At 71.2% G+C, this 19495-nt stretch carries 17 protein-coding genes; 8 read left to right on the top strand and 9 right to left on the bottom strand.

Translation table 11 applies throughout. The features are described from left to right. Window positions 1-35: 35 nt before the first annotated feature. The 5 genes from gyrB to dnaA all read right to left on the bottom strand — a co-directional run bounded on the left by gyrB (window position 36) and on the right by dnaA (window position 7732). Window positions 36-2123: a DNA topoisomerase (ATP-hydrolyzing) subunit B gene (gene gyrB / locus E7Z53_RS02590; protein WP_017835076.1), complete on the bottom strand. Its 2088-nt coding sequence runs from the start codon at window positions 2121-2123 to the stop codon at window positions 36-38. Window positions 2124-2474: 351 nt separating this feature from the next. Next, on the bottom strand, window positions 2475-3140 hold the full coding sequence (locus E7Z53_RS02585) for a DUF721 domain-containing protein (protein ID WP_172604895.1): 666 nt from the start codon (window positions 3138-3140) through the stop codon (window positions 2475-2477). Further along, window positions 3137-4357, bottom strand: coding sequence for a DNA replication/repair protein RecF (gene recF / locus E7Z53_RS02580; protein WP_017835074.1), 1221 nt, complete (start codon window positions 4355-4357; stop codon window positions 3137-3139). Before recF ends, E7Z53_RS02585 begins: the two co-directional genes overlap by 4 nt. Window positions 4358-4393: 36 nt before the next feature. After that, window positions 4394-5518 (bottom strand): DNA polymerase III subunit beta, encoded by a 1125-nt coding sequence (gene dnaN / locus E7Z53_RS02575; RefSeq protein ID WP_035924354.1) that lies wholly within the window; start codon window positions 5516-5518, stop codon window positions 4394-4396. Window positions 5519-6148: 630 nt separating this feature from the next. After that, the gene (gene dnaA / locus E7Z53_RS02570; RefSeq protein WP_051063853.1) at window positions 6149-7732 is read right to left on the bottom strand and encodes a chromosomal replication initiator protein DnaA; all 1584 of its coding nucleotides are present in this window, start codon (window positions 7730-7732) and stop codon (window positions 6149-6151) included. A gap of 669 nt (window positions 7733-8401) precedes the next feature. Here dnaA and rpmH point away from each other — a divergent pair. The 8 genes from rpmH (at window position 8402) to E7Z53_RS02530 (ending at window position 14996) form a co-directional block, all read left to right on the top strand. Beyond that, a complete protein-coding gene (gene rpmH / locus E7Z53_RS02565) occupies window positions 8402-8539 on the top strand; it encodes a 50S ribosomal protein L34 (protein WP_019181680.1) in 138 nt (45 codons plus the stop codon). A 102-nt stretch (window positions 8540-8641) separates the two neighbouring features. Beyond that, window positions 8642-9055, top strand: a complete 414-nt coding sequence (rnpA, locus tag E7Z53_RS02560) for a ribonuclease P protein component (RefSeq protein ID WP_017835071.1) — start codon at window positions 8642-8644, stop codon at window positions 9053-9055. Continuing rightward, window positions 9052-9492 (top strand): membrane protein insertion efficiency factor YidD, encoded by a 441-nt coding sequence (gene yidD, locus E7Z53_RS02555; protein ID WP_035924359.1) that lies wholly within the window; start codon window positions 9052-9054, stop codon window positions 9490-9492. The genes rnpA and yidD overlap by 4 nt, the downstream gene beginning before the upstream one ends. Next, window positions 9489-10475, top strand: a complete 987-nt coding sequence (gene yidC, locus E7Z53_RS02550; RefSeq protein ID WP_035924361.1) for a membrane protein insertase YidC — start codon at window positions 9489-9491, stop codon at window positions 10473-10475. Before yidD ends, yidC begins: the two co-directional genes overlap by 4 nt. A gap of 85 nt (window positions 10476-10560) precedes the next feature. Further along, window positions 10561-11196, top strand: a complete 636-nt coding sequence (locus E7Z53_RS02545) for a Jag family protein (protein WP_126349598.1) — start codon at window positions 10561-10563, stop codon at window positions 11194-11196. Then, on the top strand, window positions 11196-11867 hold the full coding sequence (rsmG, locus tag E7Z53_RS02540) for a 16S rRNA (guanine(527)-N(7))-methyltransferase RsmG (RefSeq protein ID WP_017835067.1): 672 nt from the start codon (window positions 11196-11198) through the stop codon (window positions 11865-11867). Before E7Z53_RS02545 ends, rsmG begins: the two co-directional genes overlap by 1 nt. 323 nt (window positions 11868-12190) lie before the next feature. Further along, a complete protein-coding gene (locus E7Z53_RS02535) occupies window positions 12191-13087 on the top strand; it encodes a ParA family protein (RefSeq protein ID WP_109268899.1) in 897 nt (298 codons plus the stop codon). 652 nt (window positions 13088-13739) lie between these two features. Then, a complete protein-coding gene (locus tag E7Z53_RS02530) occupies window positions 13740-14996 on the top strand; it encodes a ParB/RepB/Spo0J family partition protein (protein ID WP_255219418.1) in 1257 nt (418 codons plus the stop codon). Window positions 14997-15080: 84 nt separating this feature from the next. Here E7Z53_RS02530 and E7Z53_RS02525 read toward each other — a convergent pair whose 3' ends face one another. From E7Z53_RS02525 to E7Z53_RS02510, 4 genes are all read right to left on the bottom strand, one after another. Then, a complete protein-coding gene (locus E7Z53_RS02525) occupies window positions 15081-16289 on the bottom strand; it encodes a peptidoglycan-binding protein (RefSeq protein ID WP_176337097.1) in 1209 nt (402 codons plus the stop codon). Window positions 16290-16403: 114 nt separating this feature from the next. Then, window positions 16404-16739, bottom strand: a complete 336-nt coding sequence (gene trxA / locus E7Z53_RS02520; RefSeq protein ID WP_017835063.1) for a thioredoxin — start codon at window positions 16737-16739, stop codon at window positions 16404-16406. Window positions 16740-16874: 135 nt separating this feature from the next. Next, window positions 16875-17906 (bottom strand): thioredoxin-disulfide reductase, encoded by a 1032-nt coding sequence (gene trxB, locus E7Z53_RS02515; RefSeq protein ID WP_176337096.1) that lies wholly within the window; start codon window positions 17904-17906, stop codon window positions 16875-16877. Window positions 17907-18039: 133 nt separating this feature from the next. Next, window positions 18040-19482, bottom strand: a complete 1443-nt coding sequence (locus tag E7Z53_RS02510; RefSeq protein ID WP_176337095.1) for a hypothetical protein — start codon at window positions 19480-19482, stop codon at window positions 18040-18042. Between the last annotated feature and the right edge of the window lie 13 nt (window positions 19483-19495).

Below are 19495 nucleotides of genomic sequence, written 5' to 3'. Positions count from 1 at the left end.
GGTCATTGCATGCCGAGCGGGACATATGTCGCGGGTCAGATGTCGAGGAACCGGATGTCCTTGGCGTTCTGCTGGATGAACTCGCGGCGGGACTCGACGTCCTCGCCCATGAGCACGGAGAAGATCTGGTCGGCGGCGGCCGCGTCCTCCATGGTCACCTGCAGCAGGGTGCGGTGGTCGGGGTCCATCGTGGTGTCCCACAGCTCGGTGTAGTCCATCTCGCCGAGGCCCTTGTAGCGCTGGATGCCGTTGTCCTTGGGGATGCGCTGGTTGTTGGCGAGCCCGCGCGCCAGCGCCTCGTCCCGCTCGGCGTCCGTGTAGACGTAGTCGTGCGGGGCGTTGGACCACTTGATCCGGTACAGCGGCGGCTGGGCCAGGTAGACGAAGCCGTGCTCGATCAGCGGGCGCATGAACCGGAACAGCAGCGTCAGCAGCAGCGTGGTGATGTGCTGGCCGTCCACGTCGGCGTCGGCCATCAGCACGATCTTGTGGTACCGCGCCTTCTCGATGTCGAAGTCGTCGCCGATGCCGGCGCCGAACGCGGTGATCATCGACTGCACCTCGGTGTTGGACAGCGCCCGGTCCAGCCGCGCGCGCTCCACGTTGAGGATCTTGCCGCGCAGCGGCAGGATCGCCTGGTGCGCGGGGTCCCGGCCCTGCACCGCCGAGCCGCCCGCGGAGTCGCCCTCCACGATGTAGATCTCGGACAGGGAGGGGTCCTTGGAGGAGCAGTCCTTGAGCTTGCCGGGCATCCCGCCCGACTCGAGCAGGCCCTTGCGCCGGGTGGTCTCGCGCGCCTTGCGGGCCGCGAGCCGCGCCTGCGAGGCGTTGATCGCCTTGCGGATGATCTCCCGTGCCGCGGCCGGGTTGCGCTCGAGCCAGTCACCGAACCGGTTGTTCACCTCGCGCTGGACGAAGGTCTTCGCCTCGGAGTTGCCGAGCTTCGTCTTGGTCTGGCCCTCGAACTGGGGCTCGGCGAGCTTGATCGAGATGACGGCCGTGAGGCCCTCGCGGACGTCGTCGCCGGTGAGGTTCTCGTCCTTGTCCCGGAGCAGCTTGTTCTCCCGGGCGTAGCGGTTCACGAGGGACGTCATCGCCGAGCGGAAGCCCTCCTCGTGGGTGCCGCCCTCGTGGGTGTTGATCGTGTTCGCGTACGTGTGCACGGACTCGGTGTAGGCCGTGGTCCACTGCATGGCGAGCTCGAGGGACATCTTGCGCTCCGTGTCCTCGGACTCGAGCGCGATGACGTCGTCGTGGACGAGGTCGGCCTTCTTGGACGTGTTCAGGAACGTCACATAGTCCAGCAGGCCGTGGTCGTACTTGTAGACGACCCGGCGGTGGCCGGCGCCGTCCTCGTCCTCGTGGTTGAGCCGGGCGACGTCGGTGCCGCCGTCGCGGCCCTCGACCGGCTCGGCGTCCGCGTGAACGGCGGTGCGGTCCGAGGCGGAGCCGGCGATCTCCTCGCCGGACTCCTCCGGCGCCCGCTCGTCCGTGAGGGTGATCCGCAAACCCTTGTTGAGGAACGCCATCTGCTGGAAGCGGGCCCGCAGCGTCTCGAAGTCGAAGTCGACGGTCTCGAAGATGTCGGGGTCCGGGTAGAAGACCTGGGTGGTGCCGGTCTCCGAGGTCTCCTCCCCCCGGACCAGCTCGCCCTGGGGCATGCCGCCGTCGGCGAAGACCATCCGCCAGACGTGGCCCTGGCGCCGCACCTCGGTCTCGACGCGCCGGGACAGCGCGTTGACCACGGAGATGCCCACGCCGTGCAGCCCGCCCGAGACGGCGTAGCCGCCGCCGCCGAACTTGCCGCCCGCGTGCAGGATCGTCATGACGACCTCGACCGTGGGCCGGCCCTCGGTCGGGTGGATGTCCACGGGGATGCCGCGGCCGTTGTCCACGACCTTGACGCCGCCGTCGGCCTGCAGGGTGATCTCGATGTGGTCGCAGTAGCCCGCCAGGGCCTCGTCGACCGAGTTGTCGACCACCTCGTACACGAGGTGGTGCAGCCCCCGCGGGCCGGTCGAGCCGATGTACATGCCGGGTCGCTTCCGGACGGCCTCGAGACCTTCCAGGACGGTGATGTCACCGGCACCGTACTCGCGCTTCTGCGGATCCTCTGTTGCCACGGGTTCCTGGCTCCTCCTGTTGGGCACACCGGTCCCGCTCCGGACGGCACAAGAGAACGCCGATGAGACGTTCGGGCGGCTCATCGGCTCGTGCGGGGTCGGAACGGGTCGACGACTCCGGGTGCCCGCGCCGCGGGCGGGGTGGTCGCGATCGGCCGTGGGGGCCCGGTCCGTCGATTGCTGTCTGGAACCGATTCTATCGGAAAACCGTGGGCTCGGGGTGCTCACAGGTCCCTCTGAGCGGCCGGGAAAGGGCCTCAGGACCACTTTTCCTCCGCTCCGCCACCCCCAGGACGCCACCGGGGGGCCGCAGCGCGCCACGAGGCCGCTCAGCGGTCCGGACCACCGGCCTCAGCCGTAGGTGTCGCGGGGCCCCCGGCCCTGCACGGAGCGGCGGCCGCGCTTCCAGCTCGGGGCCGTGGGACCGAGGATCTCGATCCGGGTGACGATGCCCTCCCCCAGGTGCTCGTCGAACATGCGCAGCAGCTGCGGGACCATGAGGCGCAGGTTCGCGGCGTAGGCGGTGGAGTCGCACCGGACCCGCACCACGGTCTCGTCGAAGCTCTCCGGCCGGCAGTGCCCGGCGATGCCCGGGCCCACGAGGTCGTCCCAGCGGGCCAGCACCGACCCCACGGCGACCGGCGCCTTCCAGCCGCGCCCGGACACGAGCCCGTCCAGCACCGTGCCGACCCCCCGGGGGTCGCGGGCGGAACGGCCCGCCCCGGAGTACCCGCCGAGCGCCCGCGGGTCCACGTCGTTGCCGCGGCGGCCCAGGCGCTCGGCGGCCGACGCGGTGGCCGCCTCCATGGCGGCGCCGAAGCCCTTGAGGTTGCGCCGGGCGGCCGCCCCGTAGAGCCGCCCGTCCCCGCGCGCCTCCGCCGCGTGGCGCATCCGGGTGAGCAGCGCCGCCGGCGCGTCGATCTCGTCCTCGATCCGCACGACGTTCGCCTCGGGGACAGGGGACTCCTGGGGCTCCCCGGCGGGGAGCGGGTCGTCCTCGCGCCGCGGCCCGGTCACGACGACGACGCCTCCTCCGGCTCCGGACCGGTCCCGGCGGGCGCCTGCTCGTCGTCCCGGACGGCGGTGCCGGGACCCACCCGCACCACGTCGTGCGGACCGGCCACGAGCTCGGCCGGGAGGTCCTCCTCGACCGCGGCGGTCACGAGCACCTGCTCCGCGGAGGCCACGATCGCGGCGAGACGGCTGCGGCGGCGGGCGTCGAGCTCCGCGAACACGTCGTCCAGGACGAGGATCGGCGCGGCGCCCTCCGTGGGGTCGTCCGCCAGGTGGACGTACCAGGAGCCGAGGCGGAGCGCGAGGGCGTAGGACCAGGTCTCGCCGTGGGAGGCGTAGCCCCGGGCCGGCGCCGTCCCGAGCAGCAGCTCGAGCTCGTCGCGGTGCGGGCCCACGAGGGTCAGCCCCCGCTCGAGCTCCCGCTGCTCCGAGGCCTCGCACGCGTCGAGGATCAGCTGGTGCAGGTCCGCGGGCGTGAACCCGCGCAGCCGCTCGGCGTCCCCGGCCGCGCTCTCGGGCAGCACCGAGGACACGTAGCGCAGGGTCGTCTCCTTGGTCCCGTCCGTGAGCTGGCCGTAGGCGGTCGCCACCTGGGGCGCCAGGGCGTCGATGAGCTGCAGGCGCGCGTGCAGGATGCCGGCGCCGGCGCGGGCGAACTGGTCGTTCCACGCCGCCAGGGTCGACCGGTGGGTGTCCGTGAACCGGCCGCTCCGGCGGGCCGACTTCAGCAGCGCGTTGCGCTGCCGGAGCACCTTCTCGTAGTCGGCCAGGGTGCCCGCGAGGACGGGGCGCATGGACTTCGCGAGGTCGTCGAGGAAGCGCCGGCGGTGGGAGGGGTCCCCCTTCACCAGCGCCAGGTCCTCCGGCGAGAACAGGACGGTCCGCACGATGCCGAGCGCGTCCCGGGCCCGCACCGGGGAGGCCCGGTTGATGCGCACCCGGTTGGCGCGGCCGTCGTTGAGCTCGAGCTCCAGGACGGTCTGCTGCCCGCCCCGCCGCACCCGGACGCGGACGATCGCGCGGTCGGCGCCGAAGCGGATCAGCGGGCCGTCGGAGGACACCCGGTGCGAGGACAGGCCCGCCGTGTAGTCGAGGGCCTCGACGATGTTCGTCTTGCCCACGCCGTTCGGCCCGAGGAACACGGTGGTCCCGGGAGCGAGACGTATGTCCAGATGGGCATACGTCCGGTAGTCGAGCAGGGAGAGGTGGTCGACGAACACGCCGGGATCAGCAGCTTCCGGTTCCGGGCCGGCCGGTCACTGGCTGGGGAGCCGCACCGGCATCAGCAGGTACTTGTAGTCGTCCTTGTCCTCGCCCTCGGGCTCGGCCTGGGCGGAGAGCACGGCCGGCTTGGGCGGGGCGGTGAAGGAGAACCGGACGTAGTCGGAGGCGAAGGCGTGCAGGCCCTCGGAGAGGTACGTCGGGTTGAAGGCCACCGTGATGTCGTCGCCGGTGAGGTGCGCGTCGAGGACCTCGGAGGCCTGGGCGTCCTCGCCGGTCCCGGCGTCCAGGGCCACCTGCCCCTGGGTGAAGGCCAGGCGCACGGGGGTGTTGCGCTCGGCCACGAGCGAGACGCGCCGGACGGCCTCGACGAGCTCGGTGGTCCGCACCGCCGCGGTGATCGGCGTGTGCTCCGGGAACAGCGACCGGATCTTGGGGTACTCGCCGTCGATGAGCAGGCTCGTGGTGCGGCGGCCGCCGGACTCGAAGCCGACGAGCTCCGCGGAGTCGGACAGGGCGATGTTGATGTCACCGGCCGGGCCGAGGGTCTTGGCGATGTCGTTGAGGGTGCGCGCCTTGATCAGCGCGGCCGTGGAGATGTCCTGGGTGCTGGGCCGCCAGGTGAGCTCGCGCATCGCGAGCCGGTAGCGGTCCGTGGCGAGCAGCGTCATCTTCTCGCCCTCGATCTCCACGCGGACGCCGGTGAGGATGGGCAGGGTGTCGTCCTTGCTCGCGGCGATGTTCACCTGCGCCACGGCGTGGGCGAACTCGTCGCCGGCCACCACGCCGGAGACGTCCGGCAGCGCGGGCAGCTCCGGGTAGTCGCCGACCGGCATGGCCGCGAGGTTGAAGCGCGAGGAGCGGCAGGTCAGGGTGACCTTCCCCTCGTCGGCGTGCACCTCGACCGGGGCGGAGGGCAGGGAGCGGCAGATGTCCGCGAGCAGACGGCCGGAGACGAGGGTGGTGCCCTCCTCCTGGACGTCGGCGCTGATCGACAGCCGCGCGGAGATCTCGTAGTCGAAGCTCGCGATGGACAGCTGACCGCCCTCCGCACGGATGAGCAGACCGGACAGCACGGGGACCGGGGGCCGAGGAGAGAGGGACCGAGCGGTCCAGGTGACGGCCTCGGCGAGAACATCGCGTTCGACGGAGAACTTCACGAGAGGTTGCTGCCTTTCAGTCTGAGCAAGGACGGCGGAGCCACGGTCCCGGACAGGGTCCGGTGCGGGCCGCGCCGCGGGGTGCAGCGGTGCGAACAGGGTCTTCGCCCTCTGCATCGTATCGGTCCGTTTCACAGGACGGCCATTCGGCCGCTCCGTGGCGGCGTCCGGGTGATCCGGGGCCCGGGAGGTCCCGGACGGGGTCGGCGTTCCAGGATTCTTGTTGTTTGGCCAGATGTCTCTTTAAGGATGGGAGTGTTAATAACCGCTGTGGAATCTGTGGATAACTGCCCCTCGGCCAGCACCCGGGCGGTGGCGGCCTGTTGAGTTCCTGTGGTTCGGGGTCCACCGGAACGCGTGCTGCCGGTGGACGAGATCCGCGTGGTTCCGCGGGTTCCACAGCCCTCCACCGAGTTGTACCGAGGTTCTCCACCGGTCGGACGGAGAATTCCACAATTTTATCCACAGGTGTGGGTTCTGTCCTGTGCACAGGCGCTCCACAAGCGCCGACATCCTGTGCAGGAGGGTGCCCCCGGGCCCGGGATCCCGCGGGCGGAGCCTGTGGACGAACTACACGAAAAGGCCCCGGCGGTGCTCCGCCGGGGCCTTCGAGGAGGGGTGGGGCCGGGCTCAGCCCTCGCGCTGCTGCTGCTTGATCCGGTTGGTGAGCTCCGTGACCTGGTTGAAGATCTGCCGGCGCTCGGCCATCAGCGTGCGGATCTTGCGGTCGGCGTGCATCACCGTGGTGTGGTCGCGGCCGCCGAGCTCCTGGCCGATCTTCGGCAGGGACATGTCGGTGAGCTCGCGCAGCAGGTACATCGCGATCTGCCGGGCGGTGACCAGGGTGCGCGTGCGGGACTTGCTCTTGAGCTCCTCGAGGCTGATGTCGAAGTACACCGCGGTCTGGGCCAGGATCGAGGCCGCGGTGATCTCCTGCGCGCCGTCGTCGGTGATGAGGTCCTTGAGCACCAGCTCGGCCAGGGGCAGGTCCACCGACTGCTTGTTCAGGGAGGCGAACGCGGTGACCCGGATCAGGGCGCCCTCGAGCTCGCGGATGTTGGTGGAGATGTGGGAGGCGATGTACTCCAGCACGTCGTCGGGGGCGTCCATGCCCTCGCTCGTGGCCTTCTTGCGCAGGATCGCGATGCGCGTCTCCAGCTCCGGCGGCTGCACGTCGGTGATCAGGCCCCACTCGAAGCGGGACCGCATCCGCTCGGCGAAGCCGGTGAGCTGCTTGGGCGGCATGTCGGAGGTGATCACGATCTGCTTCTCGTGGTTGTGCAGCGCGTTGAAGGTGTGGAAGAACTCCTCCTGCGTGTGCTCCTTGCCCGCCAGGAACTGGATGTCGTCGATCAGCAGCATGTCCACGTTGCGGTAGATCTCCTTGAAGGAGGAGCCCTCGTCGTCGCGGATCGAGTTGATGAAGTCGTTGGTGAACTCCTCCGAGTTCACGTAGCGCACCCGCACCTGGGGGTAGAGACGCTTGGCGTAGTGGCCGATCGCGTGCAGCAGGTGCGTCTTGCCCAGCCCGGACTCCCCGTAGATGAACAGGGGGTTGTAGGCCTTGGCCGGGGTCTCGGCCACCGCGAAGGCCGCGGCGTGGGCGAACCGGTTGGACTGGCCGATCACGAAGGAGTCGAAGACGTACTTGGGGTTCAGCCGCGCGGAGCTGTCCCACTCCCCCACCACGGCGGGAGCGGTGCCGGTGTCCTGGACGGGGCGGCGGGGCGGGGCGGCCTGCGGGTCCCGCGGCGGCGGCAGGGTCCGGTCGGCCCCGCCCATCTCGGAGCGGTGTGCCGGCTCCGGGGGCGGCGCCATGAGCCCGGCGGGCTGCCGGTCGAGGCCGGCCGTCCGCCGGTCGACCTCCACCGCGTCGGCGGTGTCGGCGTGGTCGACCCGTGCGGGCAGGTCGGTGCGGTTGCGCTCCGCCTCGAGCTCGCTGATCGGGGGCAGGGCCGCGGTGGGCGTCGAGGCGCCCGCCTCCGGTGCGGGAGCGGTCTCGAGGTCGGCGTCCACCACGAACGCCACGAGCGTCTCGGGGCTGAAGGCCCGGCCCACGGAGGACCGGAGCACGGACGCCATCTGGTTCTGGAAGAACTCGCGGGTGAGCTCGTTCGGGACCGCGACGAGCAGCGTGGTGCCGATGAGGCCCTGGGGCTGGGCCAGGGAGATGAACCCCCGGTAGCGCCCCGTGGTCATGGGGTCCTCGTACATGTACTGCACGCATTCGGCCCATTGCGCGCTGAGCGCCTGATTGTCCTGCGTGCCCACGCGTACTCCTGCTGTCGTCGAGATGTCATCGAGCTGTCGTCGGGATGACGAGGCGGTGGACGGGTCGTCCCGGCCCCTCGCCGGGGATCTTGTCCACAGCGTTGTTCACAACGGTGGAAAAGCTGTCGGGGGCCAGCCGCGAGTGCCAGCCTAGAACATGCGCCGAACCTGTTCATAGCCGTTTTCCGGGGGCTCCGGGAACTACAGACGTGTAGTTCGACGCCCGATCCGCGTGGTTCCGCGGCTCCGGCCGGGCCGGTTTTCCACAGGATGTGATGAAGATCCGTGCACAGCTGTGGGTAGGATGTGAACTGCACAGCGGCGCCGGGTCTCCCGGTGCCCGGTCCAGCACTCGACCACCGTTCGACCCGGTTCCGCCCCGGCCGCCCCGCTCCTGCGCCGGCGGCACCGGGGCCCGCGGCCACCCGTCGCTGATTTGACCGCCCCCTGCCCGTTGTCTAGGGTGAAGTAGTCTTTTGTGTCCACTGTCATGCCCATCCGCATGCTCGGACGCATCCACCAGCACCGCTGTGACCGTCCCTCTCCTCCGCGCCGAACCCGGTGCGGTGAGACCGAGGACGGGCGCACACCCTGACGCCTTTGGAGTAACCAGTGAGCAAGCGGACTTTTCAGCCGAATAACCGCCGTCGCGCCAAGAAGCACGGCTTCCGTGCCCGGATGCGCACCCGCGCCGGCCGCGCCATCCTCGCCGCCCGCCGCAGCAAGGGCCGCACCGAGCTCTCCGCCTGAGCCGGTCCGTGTCGGCGCCGGCGCTTCCGAGGACCGCCCCGCGACGGGCGCTCCTCGTCGTGCCGGAGCCGCCCGAGCCGCCGACCGTGCAGGAGCGGGACCGTGCTGCCTGAACAGCACCGGATCCGGACCTCGGCCCAGTTCTCGGCCACCACGCGTTCCGGCGCCCGCAACGGGCGCCGGAACGTCGTCGTCTATGTGCGTCCCACCGGCGAGGAGCACCCGGCCCGGTTCGGCTTCGTCGTCTCGAAGGCCGTGGGCAACGCCGTGCGCCGCAACAAGGTGAAGCGACGCCTCCGGGAGCTCGCCCAGACCACGGTCAGGCAGGCCCCGTACGGTTACGACGTCGTGGTGCGCGCGCTGCCGCCCGCCTCCCGCGCGGACTGGGCGGAGCTGGCCGCCGACTACGCGAAGGCGTGGCGGACGGCGTCCGCGCGGGCCGGGGCTCCCGGGACCGCCGGGACGACGACCACCGCAGCAGACCGACGACCCGCACGGGAGGAGCCGGAGTCATGAGCGAGCACGCTCACGCGCCCGAGGACCTCCTCGCGGCGGCTCCCCACGAGTTCGTCCGCCCGGCGTCCGCGTGGCAGGTCCTGTGGTTCCTGCCCCAGAACGCGCTCATCGCGGGTCTCAAGCTCTACCGGACCATCGTCTCCCCCCTGTACGGGGACGTCTGCCGGTACTTCCCCTCCTGCTCGGCCTACGCCCTCGAGTCCGTCACGGTGCACGGCGCCGTGCGCGGCCTGGGCCTCAGCGTCCGCAGGCTCCTCCGCTGCCACCCCTGGGCGGCGGGTGGGATCGACAGGGTCCCGGACGGGGGCCGGGTCTTCCCTGACTTCGCGTCCCTTCCCCGGATCGTCCTGCTGAACCATCCCACCCTTGCTGAGCGCCACCAGCACCACCCCGCCGGGGCCACCGGTCCCGCGGCCCAAGGAGAGCCTTCCCCATGAACCTGTTCGAAATGATCCTCTTCCCCTTCAGGTGGGTCGTCTCCGCCGTGCTGTGGGTGTTCCACGAGATGCTCACGGCCCTCGGGATGGACCCCGCCGCGGGCATCACCTGGGTGCTGTGCATCGTGGGCCTGACCCTGGTCATGCGCACGCTGACCATCCCGCTGTTCCTCAAGCAGATCAAGTCCATGCGCGGCATGCAGGAGCTGCAGCCGGAGATGGCCAAGCTCCAGGCCAAGTACAAGGGCAAGAAGGACCAGCTGTCCCGGCAGGCCATGGCCCAGGAGCAGATGGAGCTGTACAAGAGCCACGGCTCCAACCCGTTCTCCGCCTGCCTGCCCATCCTGGTGCAGATGCCCATCTTCTTCGGGCTGTTCCAGGTCCTCAACGGCGTGCCCGGGTCCGCGGCCGCCGGCGAGGGCGTGCACGTCCTGAACGCGGCCACCGTGCAGTCCTTCAACGAGGCCACGTTCTTCGGCGCCCCGCTGTTCTCCACGCTGCTCAACCCCGGCGACGGCAACCACGTGGCCACGATCCTCCTGGCGATCGTGATGATCGTCGCGATGTCCGCCTCGCAGTTCTTCACCCAGAAGCAGCTGACGGCCAAGAACATGAGCGAGGCCGCGAAGGCCTCCCCGATGTACCGCCAGCAGCAGATGATGCTGTACCTGTTCCCCCTGGTCTTCGCGATCGGCGGCATCAACTTCCCCATCGGCGTCCTCATCTACTGGACCGTCTCCAACGTCTGGTCCATGGGCCAGCAGTGGTGGGTCATCCGCAACAACCCGACCCCGGGCTCGCAGGCCGAGCAGGAGCTCAACGAGCGCCGCGCCGCGAAGGGGCTCCCCCCGGTCGGCAAGACCGTGGAGGAGCACGAGGCCGACATCGAGGAGCAGCGTGCCCGCGCCGCCGCCGGGCAGCGTCAGCAGCCGGTCGGCAAGAAGCGCCAGAGGCAGCAGGCGAAGCGGAAACAGGCGCGATGACCGCGGCCGGCCGACCCGGCTCGACCCCCTCCCCGCACGGGGCCGGCGCGCCCGGCCCCGTGCTTCCACGGCCCCAGGAGACGACATGACCGACATCCGGCAGACCACCCAGGACGCCGACGACGTGCAGCCCCCCGCGCCGCGCGACGATGCCGACCGCGGCGCCGGGGCGGGAGCCCCCGCCGCGGAGACCCCGGCCGCGAAAACCCCGGCCGCGGAGACCGCCGCCGCAGAGACCGACGCCGTCGATCCGCTCGAGGAGGAGGGCGAGATCGCGGCCGACTACCTCGAGGAGCTGCTGGACACGGCGGACCTCGACGGCGACATCGACATCGAGGTCCGCGACGGTCGCACCTACCTGTCGGTCGTCGCCGACGGGGACGACGTCGAAGGCCTGTCGGCGCTGGTCGGCGAGGACGGCGAGGTCCTGGAGGCCCTCCAGGAGCTCCTGCGCCTCTCCGTGCTGGCCGCCACCGACCGGCGCTCCCGCCTGGTGCTCGACATCGGCGGCTACCGGCTCCGCCGGGCCGGTCAGCTCCAGGACCTGGCCCTGGCGGCCGTGCGAGAGGCACAGGAGACCGGGGAGCGCGTGCACCTCGACCCCCTGTCCGCCTACGAGCGCAAGATCGTGCACGACGTGGTCGCCGAGCAGGGTCTCGTCAGCGAGTCCGAGGGCGAAGGGGCGGCACGGCACATCGTCGTGTCCGTTCCGCAGGGCTGATGGCCGAGGAGCCGCGCCCCTCCCCCGCTCCGCAGGACCCGCCGGTCCCGGACGAGCAGGAGCGGCGCGCCGCCGAGCGGCTGTTCGGCGAGCGGCTGCCGCTGGCGGAGCGCTACGTGGCGCACCTGGCGTCATCCGGCATCGTCCGGGGGCTCATCGGCCCGCGGGAGGTGCCCCGGCTGTGGAGCCGGCACGTGCTCAACTGCGCCGTGGTCGAGGAGCTCATCGCGACCGGCGCCCGCGTGGCCGACGTCGGATCGGGCGCAGGTCTGCCCGGGCTGTGCCTCGCCCTCGCCCGGCCCGACCTGCAGATCACGCTCATCGAGCCGCTGGAGCGGCGCGTGCAGTGGCTGGACGAGGTCGTGGCCGACCTCGGGCTCACGAACGTGCGTGTGCTGCGGGCCCGGGCGGAGCAGGCCCGGGACGAGGTCGGAGAGGTGGACGTGGTCACCGCCCGCGCGGTCTCGGCCCTGGTGGGTCTCGTGGACATCACCCTGCCGCTGCTGCGCGGCACCGGAGAGCTGCTCGCCCTCAAGGGCCGTTCCGCGGCGGACGAGGTGCGCAAGGCGCAGAAGAAGCTGAACCGGCTCGGCGCCCGGTCCACCGAGATCGTCCCGGCCGGGGCGGACCTGCTCGAGGAGCCCACCACGGTGGTGCGGGTCCGGCTCTGAGCACCGCCGCCTGCTCCGCGCGGTGTCGGCGGTAGGCTGGGAGGAGTGTGCCACGGGCGGTGCGCCGAGCTCGGCCACGGGTCGACGGCGACCTGACCTGCGGCGCGGTCCCAGGCACCCCTCCCCCGCGGGAGGCGTGCTCCGACGGAACGAGTTCGAGACGAACCGGGAAGGTGCGCAGTCAGATGCCGATCGACGACGGCGCGGGAAGTCCGCGAGGCTTCGACGCCGAGTTTCCCCCCGATCCGCTTGATCAATCGATCAAGGTTGTTCCTGATCGGGGTACTCGTGTTTCACGTGAAACGGACGGACAGCTGCCCAAGATGACCACAACGATGGCGGAGGACACGCCGCTGGGGAGGAAGCTCGTGGAGGAGACCAGGCGACGCGCCAGGCTGAAAAAGGTCCAGCTGGAGAAGCCCGCCGCAACGCGGATCTTCACGATCAGCAACCAGAAGGGCGGCGTGGGCAAGACGAGCACGTCGGTGAACATCGCGGTGGCCCTCGCCCGACAGGGGCAGAACGTCCTCGTCATCGACAACGATCCCCAGGGCAACGCGTCGACGGCCCTCGGCGTGGAGCACCACTCGGAGGTCGACAGCACCTACGACGTGCTCATCGACGAGATGCCCATCGCCGACGCGGTGAAGCCGTCCGCCGAGGCGGACAACCTGTGGGTCGTCCCGGCCACCATCGATCTGGCCGGCGCGGAGATCGAGCTCGTGTCCATGGTAGCGCGGGAGCACCGGCTCCGCCGGGCGCTCGAGGCGTACGCGAAGCAGCGCGAGGCCGACGGTCTGGAGCGGCTCGACTACGTCTTCATCGACTGCCCGCCGAGTCTCGGGCTGCTGACCCTCAACGCGTTCGTCGCGGCCACCGAGGTGCTGATCCCCATTCAGTGCGAGTACTACGCGCTCGAGGGGCTCAGCCAGCTGCTCAAGAACATCGAGATGATCCAGAAGCACCTGAACCCCGAGCTGTCGGTGTCGACGATCCTGCTCACCATGTACGACGGTCGCACCAACCTCGCGTCGCAGGTGGCCGAAGAGGTGCGCAACCACTTCCCCGCCGAGGTCCTGGAGACCATGATCCCCCGCTCGGTGCGCATCTCGGAGGCGCCGAGCTACCAGCAGAGCGTCATCAGCTACGACCCCAGTTCCACGGGGGCGCTGTCCTACCTGGAGGCGGCGGCCGAGATCGCCCAGCGCGCCCAGCGCTGACGGAGCGGCCCCTGGCCATTTCCCGGCCACTCCCCCGCCCGACGCCCGTCTCCTTCTGGAGGCGGGCGTCCTGCTGTTCCCGTTCCGCGCCGCGCGCAAGTGACCCACCGTTCCACGTGAAACGGCACGTCGGAACGCGCGGCTCGGCTAGAATTGTCCGGATTGCCGGGCGAGGGAGAGGAACATCGTGAGCGAACGACGACGTGGACTGGGCCGAGGTCTGGGAGCACTCATTCCGAGTGCACCCGCTGCCGAGGCCCCGGTGAAGGAGGAACAGGGCGCGGACGTCGGCCCGGCTCCGGTGCCGTCGACGAGCGCGGAGGACACGTCCCGGAAGGACGCGCCCCGCACGGATGTTTCACGTGAAACGACGTCCGCCGAAGCCGCATCCGCACGTGCTGAGAATTCGACCGACCAGCCGGACGCAGCAACCGGGACCCCGACGCACCGGCCCTCAGCCGGCGGAGAGCCAGCCACTAGGACCCCGAGCACGTCGAAGGCCGCCGCGCGTCCCGCTGGCGGGACCGCAGACGCAGATGACGTCCCCGAGCAGCCCGGGTCCGCCGAGCCGGCGAAGCGGTCGGCTGCCGGGGGACGGAGCAGGACTGTCAGCCCTGCCGCTCGGCAGAAGGCCATGAAAGCGCGGATGGACATGGGCGAGGCCCTGCGCAACACCACACTCGTCAGCCGACCCTCCGACATGTTCTTCCTGCCATCGGCCGGTGCCCCTGACGCCGCGCCGGCGGCTGACCCCGGGGAGACGTCGTCGACGACCACGGAACCCGGTCCGGGGAACCGGGCCGGCGTTTCACGTGAAACATCGCGTCCGAAGGAGACTCGCCCGTCCGCGGAGGACGTCGAGGCCCCGTCCGGGGGGCGCAGCCGGACCGCGGCGGAGCCGGAGCAGCAGCGACTCGATGTCTCTCCGGCCGGGCCCGCCGCCGCGGGCGATGCGCCGGAGGCGACAGATGATTCCGGCGCGGGAGAGGCGACCGAGGCGACCGCCGTGACGGACCGTCCCGCTTCCGATACGTCCGCGGGCGATGTTTCACGTGAAACGGACGCGGCGGTCGAGGAGCTGGCGGCGGTGCCCGGTGCTACGTTCGCCGAGATCCCGATCGCGGCCATCCACCCCAACCGCAAGCAGCCCCGTCAGGTGTTCGACGAGGAGGAGCTCGCAGAGCTCGCGTACTCGATCGGCGAGCTCGGTGTGCTGCAGCCCATCGTGGTGCGACCCACCCGCGAGGACGGGGAGCAGTCGTACGAACTGGTCATGGGCGAGCGACGGTGGCGCGCCACCCAGCGCGCCGGGCTGCCGACCATCCCGGCGATCGTCCGCGAGACGGCGGACAACGACCTGCTCCGGGACGCCCTGCTCGAGAACCTGCACCGCAGCCAGCTGAACCCGCTCGAGGAGGCCGCGGCCTACCAGCAGCTGCTGGAAGAGTTCGGCGCCACGCAGGAGGAGCTGTCCCGGCGCATCGGCCGATCCCGCCCCCAGATCAGCAACACGATCCGTTTGCTCCGCCTGCCGCCGCTCGTCCAGCGCCGTGTGGCCGCCGGCGTCCTGTCCTCGGGGCACGCCCGCGCCCTGCTGTCCTTGGCCGACCCCGCGCAGATGGAACGACTCGCGCAGCGGATCGTGGCGGAGGGGCTCTCGGTCCGGGCCACGGAGGAGGCCGTGCAGCTGACGGAGACGGGGGAGCGCAAGCCGCAGCGGGCGGCCGCCCCGGCCGGGCGCAACAAGGAGCGGCTCGACTACATCGCGGAGGCGTTCTCCGACCGCCTGGACACGAGCGTGCGGATCGCCCTGGGCGCCCGCAAGGGCAAGATGACCATCGAGTTCGCCTCGGTGGAGGACCTGAACCGCATCATCGAGGTGCTGGACCCCGGGATGGACCGCACCTAGACCACCGATCGCACGGAAGAGCCCCGGTGTTTCACGTGAAACACCGGGGCTCTTCCGTGCGCCGGGTCCGCCCGGCGGGGCGGTTCAGCGTCCGTTGTACTCGGCGACGTCGTCGACGCTCATGGTGCCCGTGGGCACGTCGTCCTCCGCGAGCAGGAACATGCGCTGCAGACCGAAGACGACGGCCTCGGCCAGGTGGTTCCGGTGATCGGGATCGGCGAGGGCGGCCCGGTCGGCAGGGCTGGACAGGTAGCCGAGGTCGAGCCAGATGGTCGGCGCGTCCTGGGAGCGCAACAGGTCCCACTGCCGGGCGTGGGTGCCGAGGTCGAGCGCCCCGGTCCGGGCGACCATCTCCTTGAGCACGAGCACCGCGGCCCGTTCGCCGATGGGAGAGTAGATCTCGGAGCGGTCCTGCTCGCCCCAGTAGTAGGAGGCGACACCGCCGGCGGCGGGGGAGGCGTTCCAGTCGCAGTGCAGGGTGACCACCACGGAGTCCGTCCGGCTCCCGGCGACGGCCTCCCGGGTGGAGTCTGCGGTCCGCACGGGCACGCCGCGGCGGTCGTGGAGCTTCCGCCCGGGCGAGACCACCGAGGGGTCGGCGCCGATCTCGTGCAGCAGCTCGGAGGCGCGGACGGCGACGTCCCGGGTCACCTCGTCGGCGCGGTCGCGGAAGTCCGGCGCCGCCGAGGCCGGCGGCTGCTGCCCCGCTGCCCCGGACGGGACGAGCACCACGGAGCGGCCGCGCAGGGCCGAGGTGGCCCGTTCCAGGCGGTGGTACTCGCGCAGCGAGAAGGCCTTGGAGGACGTGATGTTCTTGTTGATCCGGGCGAGCGCGGCGATGGTCTCGCGGTCCACCACTCCGGTGGCCCCGAGACCCAGACTCTGCTGGAGCTCCATGACCGCGTGGTGCGTGCTGCTGCCGAACACCCCGTTCAGGTGTCCGTAGTAGAAACCCAACCGCGAGAGGTTGTGTTGCAGCATGCTGACGTCGTCGCCCCGGAGCGGGTGGTCGTCGTCGGCGTAGAGCGGGCGGTCACCGAGGGCGTACTGCGCCTCGTTGAGGCACCGGTCCGTCTCCGGGCCCACCAGACCGTCCACGATGAGCCCGCGCTCCTGCTGGAAGGCGCGCACGGCGGCGTCGACGTGGTCGTCGAAGTAGGAGGGGTTGTTGACGTCCTGCGGGGCGAGGTAGGCCACGGTGACGCCGGCCCGGAGCAGCCGCTCCCGCAGGCTGACCACCCGGCGGCTCGTCATGGTCCGGCGCAGCATCGGTTCGGTGTCGTCGTTGTTCACGGGTGTCCCACGGGTCGGAGGGGTCGGCGTGGCGCCAGGACAGCGGCTCGTCCGCCCCTCCCCGACGGGGGAGGGGCGGACGAGCCCGGGGTGTCGCGGATGTCGGGGGTCCGCTCAGTTCCCGGGAACGAGGTAGTCGGCGAACTCCTTCTCGAGGGCGCTCTTCGGCTTCGCACCGATGGCCTTTTTGACCACCTCGCCGCCGGAGAAGAGGTAGATGGCCGGGATGGACGTGATGCCGTACTGCGACGCCACGGCGGGGTTCTCGTCCACGTTCAGCTTCACGACCTCGACGGCGTCGGCGTGCTCGGCGGCGATCGCGTCGAGGACCGGGCCGACCATGCGGCAGGGGCCGCACCACTCGGCCCAGAAGTCCACGATGACGGGCTTGTCCGATTCGAGGACCTCGGTGCGGAAGTCGGCGTCGGTGACGTTCTTGGCGGCGCTCATGTTTCTCCTTGTCCGGGTGCCGGGCGCGCGGTCGGCGTGCCCGGACCGCTCTGGGTGACGTGGTGCGGAAGGCGGATCTGGTTCGATTATGGCCCATCCCGGTCCGGGCGCCGGCGGCGCCCGGACCGGGACGGCTCAGCTGTGCAGGACCGAGCGGTCGTGCAGGGCGGCGAGGTAGTGCTCGGTGTCGACGGCGGCGACGCATCCGGAGCCCGCCGCCGTGATGGCCTGGCGGTAGGTGGCGTCCACGACGTCGCCCGCCGCGAAGACCCCGGCGAGGCTCGTGGTGGAGCTGCGGCCGTCCACGGCGATGGTGCCGTCCACGGTGAGCTCGAGCTGGTCCTTGACCAGGGCGGTGCGGGGATCGGAGCCGATGGCGACGAACAGCCCCGTCACGGGCAGCTCCGAGGTCTGGTGGGACTCCGTGTCACGGACGGTGACGGAGCGGACCTTGTCCTCGCCGTTGATGCCCACGACCTCGGCCTTCCACAGGACCTCGATCTTGGGGTCGTCGAAGGCGCGCTGCTGCATGATCTCGGAGGCGCGGAAGCTGTCCCGCCGGTGGATGATCGTGACCTTGGAGGCGAAGCGGGAGAGGAACGTGGCCTCCTCGAGGGCGGAGTCGCCGCCGCCGACCACCGCGATGTGCTGCTCCTTGAAGAAGAAGCCGTCGCAGGTGGCGCACCAGCTCACCCCGTGGCCGGAGAGCCGCTTCTCGTCCGGCAGGCCGAGCTCCCGGTACGCGGAGCCGGTCGCGAGGATCACGGCGTGGGCGCGGTGCACGGAGCCGTCCTCGAGGGTCACGGTCTTCACCTCGCCCTCGAGCTCGAGGGCGACGACGTCCTCGTAGCGGATGTCGGCGCCGAAGCGCTCCGCCTGCTGCTGCATGTTGGACATCAGCTCCGGGCCCTGGATCCCGTCGATGAACCCGGGGTAGTTCTCCACCTCGGTCGTGTTCATCAGCTCACCGCCCGCGGTCACGGACCCGGCGAAGACGATGGGGTGGAGGTTGGCGCGCGCCGCGTAGACGGCCGCGGTGTACCCGGCGGGGCCGGATCCCACGATGATCACCTCGTGGACGGTCTCGTCGTCCGCGCCGGCCTTCGGCTCGCCGGTCGAGGGGACGAGGTTGAGGGCGTTGATCACGGGACCGAAGTCGGGGCTCACTGTTCTGCAGACCTTCCGTACAGGGAGCGGCCGGGCACGCCGACCGCAGGGACCACTGGCACAACGGGGCGCGCGCGGCGGATATTCCGGTGCCGGACCCGCCCCGGCGGGTCCGGCGGGGGGAGCGGGGCCCTCAGTCGAGCTGGATCTCGCCGATCCGCAGGCCGTGGTTGAACCCGGCGATGGGGTTCGTCAGCTGCGGCAGCTGCGTCCAGTTCACGATCACGTACTGCTGGTCCTCGTCCTGGGCGGCCGCGGCGAGCGGAACCGTGATCTCCGGGCCCGTGAAGGAGCCGGAGGCCACCTGGTCGGCGCCGTCCAGGCTCGGGGTGTCGTTGACGTACACGTCGAACATCCCGCCCGAGCCGGCCGACTGGCTGAGCCTGAGCGTCTCCACGGGCGCGGGCTCCTCGAGCTGCACGGCGAGGCCGACGCTCGGCGTCCGGTTGCCGAAGTTCGGGTCGGAGAACCCGTAGCTGATCCAGTAGGTGGACGGGTTGCCGTCGACGATCTGGCCCAGCTGCGCGTCCTGGTCGGCCATGAAGCCCGGGTCGGTGGGCACCACCCGGGTGACGGCGCGGGGCTCCGGCTCGGCGGCCGGGGCCTCCGGCTCGGGGCTGGGCTGCACCTGCTCCGTCCCGGCCTGCTCCTCGGCCGGCGCGCTCACGGCGGGCTCCGGGCCCTCCGACCCGGCGAAGAGTCCGCCCAGCCGGTCGAAGCTGAACACCACGGCACCGATCAGCAGGGCCAGCAGCAGGAGCAGGAGCAGCAGCAGGCCCCGGCCGCCCTTCTGCGGCCGGTCCTCGGTCGCCTCCCGGCGCGGCGGCGCGGCCGCGGCCGCCTCCTCCGGCCCGTGGGGCGTGTCCGGGTGCCCGTCGTCGTAGTCGTCGTAGCTGTCGTAGCGGTTGTCACCGTCGTAGCCCGGGTCGATGTCCGTCCCGGCCGTGCGGACGGCCGAGGCCGCCGTGCCGCTCGCCGCTGCGCGGTCGAAGAGGGTCGAGCGGGTCGAGGTGGCGCTGACCCGCACCGGCCGGCCGAGACGGGTGCGCACCGAGGGGGCGGGCGCGGCGTCGTCGTACGAGTCGTCGTCCCGCCACCGGGTGACCTTGGGCTGGGGGGCCGCGCCGCCGAGGTCGTCGGAGGCCTCGGTCGCGACCACGGGGGTCGGGCTGGTGGGGTCCGGCTCGTCGTACACGTAGGACCCGGGGCCGCTGCCGCGCGGGGCGCCGAAGATGTCGTCGCTGAGGGACTCGTCCTCGACGTCGTCCGGCTCCACGAGCAGGGAGTCCAGCATGTCCGCGGCCGGAGTGTGCGAGGTCACGAGGTAGGTGTGCGCCTCCGCCTGGCCCAGGTCCAGGATCTGGAAGGGGACGCCGATGCTGCCGTTGGCCATGGAGCGGGCGTTCTCCACGAGCAGGGACGTGTGCCGCTCCGCGGGCAGCAGGATCGACACGCGGCGGCCGAGGATCTGGTCCTGTCCCTCGAGCACGCGGTCGCCCTCGGCGGTGGCCAGCACGTCGGTGACGACCTTGTAGCGGCCGCCGAGGACGGAACCGAGCTTCATCGGTGCGGGCACGTTGGCTCCCTGG

This window comes from Kocuria salina (genome assembly GCF_013368965.1).
In the GTDB taxonomy this organism is placed as follows: Bacteria; Actinomycetota; Actinomycetes; order Actinomycetales; family Micrococcaceae; genus Kocuria; species Kocuria rosea.
Note: the sequence above shows the minus strand (reverse complement) of the source record. Positions and strands in the feature narration are given on the sequence as shown.

Coding starts and splice junctions, on each gene's coding strand:
- dnaA (WP_051063853.1), bottom strand. CDS start 7,732: ATGTACGAGGACCCCATGACCACGGGGCGCTACCGGGGGTTCATCTCC.
- yidD (WP_035924359.1), top strand. CDS start 9,052: ATGAGCGAGCACGCTCACGCGCCCGAGGACCTCCTCGCGGCGGCTCCC.
- yidC (WP_035924361.1), top strand. CDS start 9,489: ATGAACCTGTTCGAAATGATCCTCTTCCCCTTCAGGTGGGTCGTCTCC.
- E7Z53_RS02545 (WP_126349598.1), top strand. CDS start 10,561: ATGACCGACATCCGGCAGACCACCCAGGACGCCGACGACGTGCAGCCC.
- rsmG (WP_017835067.1), top strand. CDS start 11,196: ATGGCCGAGGAGCCGCGCCCCTCCCCCGCTCCGCAGGACCCGCCGGTC.
- E7Z53_RS02535 (WP_109268899.1), top strand. CDS start 12,191: ATGACCACAACGATGGCGGAGGACACGCCGCTGGGGAGGAAGCTCGTG.
- E7Z53_RS02530 (WP_255219418.1), top strand. CDS start 13,740: ATGGGCGAGGCCCTGCGCAACACCACACTCGTCAGCCGACCCTCCGAC.
- trxA (WP_017835063.1), bottom strand. CDS start 16,739: ATGAGCGCCGCCAAGAACGTCACCGACGCCGACTTCCGCACCGAGGTC.